We start from the raw sequence: 6,169 nt of genomic DNA on the forward strand, positions 1-6,169 counted from the left end.
TGCTGTACCCGGCATGCAGTTCCTTTCCAACGAACAGTTCAACCAGCTGTTCACCATGCACGGCACGATCATGCTGCTGCTGTACGCGACCCCGATCGTCTTCGGCTTCGCGAACTACATTCTTCCGCTCCAGATCGGTGCACCCGACGTCGCGTTCCCGCGCCTGAACGCGTTCAGCTACTGGCTGTACCTGTTCGGTGCGATCATCACGACGGCCGGATTCGTCACGCCCGGTGGCGCAGCAGACTTCGGTTGGACGGCGTACACGCCGCTGACCAGCGCGCTGCACAGCCCCGGCGTCGGCGCCGACCTGTGGGTCCTGGGTCTGGCCGTCGCCGGCCTCGGCACCATCCTCGGTGGCGTCAACATGGTCACCACCGTGATCTGCCTGCGCGCACCCGGTATGACCATGTTCCGCATGCCGATCTTCACCTGGAACATCTTCATCACCAGCATCCTGATCCTGCTGGCGTTCCCGCTGCTGACCGCTGCATTCATGGGCTTGTTCGTCGACCGCCATCTCGGTTGGCACATCTTCGACCCGGCAACGGGCGGTGTGCTCCTGTGGCAGCACCTGTTCTGGTTCTTCGGTCACCCCGAGGTGTACATCATCGCGCTGCCGTTCTTCGGCATCGTCTCGGAGATCTTCCCGGTCTTCAGCCGTAAGCCGATCTTCGGCTACAGCGGCCTGGTGTACGCAACGTTGGCCATCGCCGCTCTGTCGATCGCTGTGTGGGCCCACCACATGTACGCAACCGGCGCTGTTCTCCTGCCGTACTTCTCGTTCATGACGTTCCTGATCGCCGTGCCGACAGGTGTGAAGATCTTCAACTGGATCGGCACGATGTGGAAGGGGCAGTTGACCTTCGAATCGCCGATGCTGTTCTCGATCGGCTTCCTGATCACCTTCCTCTTCGGTGGTCTGTCGGGTGTCATCCTCGCGAGCCCGCCGCTCGACTTCCACGTCACGGACAGCTACTTCGTCGTCGCCCACTTCCACTACGTGGTCTTCGGCACGGTCGTGTTCGCCACGTACGCCGGTATCTACTTCTGGTTCCCGAAGATGACCGGTCGCATGATGGACGAGCGCCTCGGCAAGTGGCACTTCTGGACCACGTTCGTCGGTTTCCACGGCACGTTCCTCGTTCAGCACTGGCTCGGCGCCGAAGGTATGCCGCGTCGTTACGCCGACTACCTGCCCTCGGACGGGTTCACGGTTCTGAACTCGGTGTCCACGATCTTCGCCTTCGTACTCGGTGCCTCGACGCTTCCGTTCATCTGGAACGTCTTCAAGAGCTACCGCTACGGCGAAGTTGTCACCGTCGACGATCCGTGGGGTTACGGAAACTCGCTGGAGTGGGCAACCACCTGCCCGCCGCCGCGTCACAACTTCACCGAGTTGCCGCGCATCCGTAGCGAGCGTCCGGCGTTCGAGCTGCACTACCCGCACATGGTGGAGCGGATGCGCGCGGAAGCGCACGTCGGCCCCGGCCACGGCGGGAAGAACGCCAGCACCGTGCTCGAAGATGCTCGTCACGAGCCGCTCACGGTCGGGGACGAAGGCGACCCCGGAACCGACAGCCGCTCCTGAGTGAAGTAACACACTGAAGTAATCAGCGAAGGCCCCGCCCGAGTAACGGGTGGGGCCTTTCGCTTGGCACAATAGTGACGATCAAGACGCGAACGAAGAAACGATCGGAGTTTTCGGTGGGTGCCTCTGACACCACTGTTCTGGTGACTGTGACCGGGCCGGACCGCCCTGGCGTCACCTCGGTACTGTTCGCGGCGCTGTCGCGGCACGATGTGCGTCTACTCGACGTGGAGCAGGTGGTGATTCGAGGTCGACTGACACTCGGTGTCATGGTTGCCTGCCCGAACGATCCCGAAGCGCTTCAGGAAGAACTCGAACAGGCGATGGCGACGGTCGGAATGAACGTCGACATCGAAATCGGTGCCGATCCCGGACGGCCCGCGGTGTCCACCCACGCGGTCGTTGTTCTCGGTAGCCCGGTCAATGCTCGCGCAATGCGATCGGTGGCACGCGAACTCGCGAAGCAGGGCGCAAACATCGATTCCATCCGTGGTGTCGCCGACTATCCGGTCACCGGCCTCGAACTCAGCGTCAGCGCGGCCGATACGGCGGACGGCGACGCGAAGCTGCGCACCGGACTCGCCGAGGTCGCCGCTCTCGAAAACGTCGACATCGCGGTCGAGCGCGCAGGTCTCGCTCGCCGGGCCAAGCGTCTGATCGTGTTCGACGTGGACTCGACGCTCGTCCAGGGCGAGGTCATCGAGATGCTCGCCGCGAAGGCCGGCGTCGAGGACGAGGTCCGCGCCGTCACCGAAGCTGCGATGCGCGGCGAGATCGACTTCACCGAATCACTGCACCAGCGTGTGGCGACACTCGCCGGTCTCGACGCCTCCGTCATCGACGAGGTGGCAGAGAGCATCGAACTGACGCCGGGTGCGCGAACCACGATTCGCACCCTGCGCCGCCTCGGATTTCACTGCGGCGTGGTGTCGGGTGGATTCCGGCAGGTCATCGAAGGCCTCGCACACGAACTCGAACTGGACTTCGTGCACGCCAACACCCTCGAAATCGTCGACGGCAAGCTGACCGGACGTGTGATCGGTGAAATCGTCGACCGCGCCGCGAAGGCCGTTGCGCTGCGCAAGTTCGCCGATCAGGTCGGTGTGCCGATGGAACAGACCGTCGCCGTCGGCGACGGTGCCAACGACATCGACATGCTCAACGCCGCGGGCCTGGGCGTGGCGTTCAACGCCAAGCCTGCGTTGCGGGAGGTCGCGGACGCTGCTTTGTCGCATCCCTTCCTCGACGCTGTGCTGTTCATTCTCGGTGTGACCCGCGACGAGGTCGAGGCTGCGGACGCCGTCGACGGTGGCGTGCGACGCGTACCGATTCCATGAGTTCCGATCCAGCATTCAGTTCCGATCCAGCTGTGATGTCCGGCCCCGATTCGCGCTGGCGCGAGCGCCACGCGGTGCTGGCTGCTGGGTACGGAGGGCGAGACGATCCCGCGGATCCGGCGCTGGTGTTGGCGATGCCGATCGTTCTGCACATTCCGAAGGCAGACCCGCCCAAGCGCACCGCACTGCTCGAGGCTGCGGCAACGGCGGCTGTGGCGCTGTGTCTGGACGAACGCGTCGGGTTCACCGAAGACGGGGAACCCGGCCCCTGGCACGAGGACTATTCGGCGTGGGTGGGTGCCCGGATTCGGAAGGTGTCTCGTCGAGCGCGAGGAGCGCAGTGGCTCGCCGCGCAGGAGGTACCGGGAATCACCGTCGATGTGGATGGCGCGCAGGCGCGGACTCTGGTTCCCGGGCCGGTCGGAGAACTGGACCCGCGAATCAAGAAGTTGCAGATCGGTGGGACCGATCTCGAGCACGACGAGCCTGGCCCGCCGGAGCCTGGTCTTCCGGTGCTGTGGATCGACTCGGCGCTCGAGATGACGGTTGGCAAGGCGTCGGCACAGGTCGGGCATGCCTCGATGTTGTTGGCGGCGGCCATGTCCGAGAAACAGTGCTGGGCCTGGGCGCAGAACGACTTTCGCTGCTCAGTGCGCGACGCGAGCCCGGAACAGTGGGCCGAAGCAGTAGTTCGGCTGAAGAAGTCGGAGGCCGTCGCGGTTCGTGACGCTGGTTTCACGGAAGTGGCACCAGGCTCCATGACAGTCATCGCGGTTCCGTAGAGACGTAACCGACCAGTCCAGTATCGGTAACTTGGCTATGGATGAACAGTCCAGTGGCCTTCAAGATGGTCGAGTGTTGATACGGAGATTCGCCTCGCTGTTCGTCGGTCTGTGGTTGTACGGCTTCTCGATGGCCATGATGATCACGGCCGGTCTTGGTTTGGATCCCTGGGACGTGTTTCATCAGGGTGTGGCCGAGCACGTTTCGCTCAGTTTCGGCGTGATCACTGCGATTACCGGTGCGGTGGTACTGCTGCTCTGGATTCCGATCCGTCAGCGGCCGGGATTCGGAACGGTCGCCAATGTCGTTGTAATTGCCATCTCGGTGTATACCTCACTGGCCTTCTTGCCGGTCTTTGATTCCATGCCAGTTCGAGCCGTGATCATGGTCGCGGGAATCCTCCTCAACGGACTGGCCAGCGTTCTCTACATCGGCGCGGGCATGGGGCCGGGCCCCCGCGACGGATTGATGACCGGACTGGTCGCTCGCACAGGTCTGTCGGTCAGGCTCGTGCGTACCAGCATCGAGATCGCGGTCCTCACGACCGGATGGCTCCTCGGTGGAACCGTCGGCGTCGGAACAGTGTTGTACGCCTTCGGGATCGGACCGACCATTCAATTCCTGATCAAGGTGCTGCCGGATTCCATGACAGCAGCGGTGACCGGAGGACGTGTCACGGAACGTAAGGCCAAGACCGTGGGGCCGGTCAATGAGATCTCCGTGCCGACGGGAACTTCGGCCGTGGAAGCGGGTTCGCCGGTCGGTGACGTCGAATCGAACGATGCAGTCAATGTGCCGTCGAACCATTCCGGAGTGCCGACGGTGACCTGAACCGGTCGACCGGAATGCAGGATCAGGAGCCAACTGTCGTCACCGAGCGGGCGCCCGGTCCGAGTGTGAGACCGAACGTCGGCTCCGTCGATCCAGGCCTGCAGCGTTCGGTGACTCTCGTCGTACCATGCGGTGTCGTCGAACTCGACGCCGGCAGCGTCGAACCAGACGAGGTCCGGGTGCTCCAGTCTTCTTCTGCCTTCGAAGAATTCGGGCTGACGCAACGCTGGTGCTGCTCGGCGTAATCCGAACGCTCGGGAGACGAACTGCACCAACGACTGATCGGCCGCCGTCCAGTCCAGGGCCCACGAATCGGCTGGGGAGGCAAGTGTGGGAACACAATACGCGTTGTTGTTTCCGCCGAGACTGTGGCCGAACTCGTCTCCGGCGGTGAGCATCGGTGTGCCTGTCGACAGCACGAGCGTGGCCAGTAGCGCCCGTACATGACGTGCCCTGGCGTCCTGAATCTCGGGATCGGTGCTCGGGCCTTCGATTCCGTGGTTGAACGAATCGTTGTGATCGGCGCCGTCACGATTGTCTTCACCGTTGGCTTCGTTGTGCTTGTGGTTGTACGCGACCAGATCGGCGGCGGTGAACCCGTCGTGCGCTGTGACGAAGTTGATCGACGCCCAGGGGCGACGGCCGCTGCCGGCAAAGATGTCCTCGGAACCGGCGAGGCGCGACGCGACCTTCCGGACGCTGGAGCCGCCGTTCCAGAACTGGCGAATGGTGCTGCGGTACTTGTCGTTCCATTCCGACCATTGGAGTCCGAAGTTTCCGACCTGGTAACCGTCTGCCGTCGCATCCCACGGTTCGGCGATGAGCTTGCACCGAGTCAGTACCGGATCGGAGGAGATGGCGGACAGGATGGACGCCCGCTGGTCGAAGCCTCCGCCGCGCGGCCTACCCAACGCGCTCGCAAGATCGAATCGGAAGCCGTCGACACCCATTTCGGTGGCCCAGTAACGGAGGCTGTCGGTGATCATGCGGACGGCGATGGGGGAGCAGGCGTCGACCGTGTTGCCGCACCCGGTCAGGTCGATGTCGCGGCCGTCGCCGTCGAGAAGGTAATAGCCGGGGCCGTCCAAACCTCGCCAGCTGACACTGATTCCGTCGACACTCTGCTCGCAGGTGTGGTTGTAGACGACGTCGAGGACGACCTCGATGCCTGCCGCGTGTAGTGCGTCGACCATGATCCGGAACTCGGTGACTTCGCCGCCCGGAGTTGCCGCGTATCCGGGATGCGGGGCGAAGTACGACGCCGTCGAGTATCCCCAGTGGTTGCGCATCCCTCGCTCGCGGACGCTCTGTTCGGTCAGAAATGCCTGTACGGGAAGCAGTTCCACGGCAGTGACGCCGAGTGAGACGAGGTGATCGATCACGGCCGGTGCCGTCAGGCCGAGGTACGTTCCGCGGTGGGCGGCGGGTACTCCTGGATGACTGGCGGTGTACGCGCCCACATGCAGTTCGTAGATGACGCTTTCCTCCCACGGCGTCTCGAGGCGGGCTCCGGCGGGCGCGAGGCCGGGAGTCACCACGGACAGCGGCACGTGGCCGAGCGAGTCGACCGTCGACGGGTCGCCGAAGGGATCGTCGGCGTACGACAGGAGGGCACGGTGATCACCGA

Annotated in this window: 4 protein-coding genes and 1 pseudogene; 4 read left to right on the top strand and 1 reads right to left on the bottom strand. The window is 63.8% G+C overall.

The window, feature by feature from the left end; genetic code table 11:
- The 4 genes from ctaD to yczE all read left to right on the top strand — a co-directional run.
- Positions 1 to 1,591 (top strand): aa3-type cytochrome oxidase subunit I (gene ctaD, locus A2J01_RS10275; protein WP_064112646.1); only part of this gene is annotated, 1,591 nt, incomplete at its 5' end.
- A 116-nt stretch (positions 1,592 to 1,707) separates the two neighbouring features.
- Positions 1,708 to 2,928: a phosphoserine phosphatase SerB gene (gene serB / locus A2J01_RS10280; RefSeq protein ID WP_003944761.1), complete on the top strand. Its 1,221-nt coding sequence runs from the start codon at positions 1,708 to 1,710 to the stop codon at positions 2,926 to 2,928.
- Complete coding sequence (locus A2J01_RS10285) at positions 2,925 to 3,710, top strand: peptidyl-tRNA hydrolase (RefSeq protein ID WP_064112647.1); 786 nt, start codon at positions 2,925 to 2,927, stop codon at positions 3,708 to 3,710. Before serB ends, A2J01_RS10285 begins: the two co-directional genes overlap by 4 nt.
- A 37-nt stretch (positions 3,711 to 3,747) precedes the next feature.
- Positions 3,748 to 4,542, top strand: a complete 795-nt coding sequence (gene yczE / locus A2J01_RS36825) for a membrane protein YczE (RefSeq protein WP_331715308.1) — start codon at positions 3,748 to 3,750, stop codon at positions 4,540 to 4,542.
- Here the strand turns inward: yczE and glgX are convergent.
- Positions 4,455 to 6,092: pseudogene (gene glgX / locus A2J01_RS10295) on the bottom strand (glycogen debranching protein GlgX); the annotation flags it as partial. The gene yczE and the pseudogene glgX overlap by 88 nt on opposite strands.
- Positions 6,093 to 6,169 lie beyond the last annotated feature (77 nt).

The organism is Rhodococcus sp. EPR-134 (genome assembly GCF_001647205.1).
Lineage (GTDB): Bacteria > Actinomycetota > Actinomycetes > Mycobacteriales > Mycobacteriaceae > Rhodococcus_F > Rhodococcus_F qingshengii.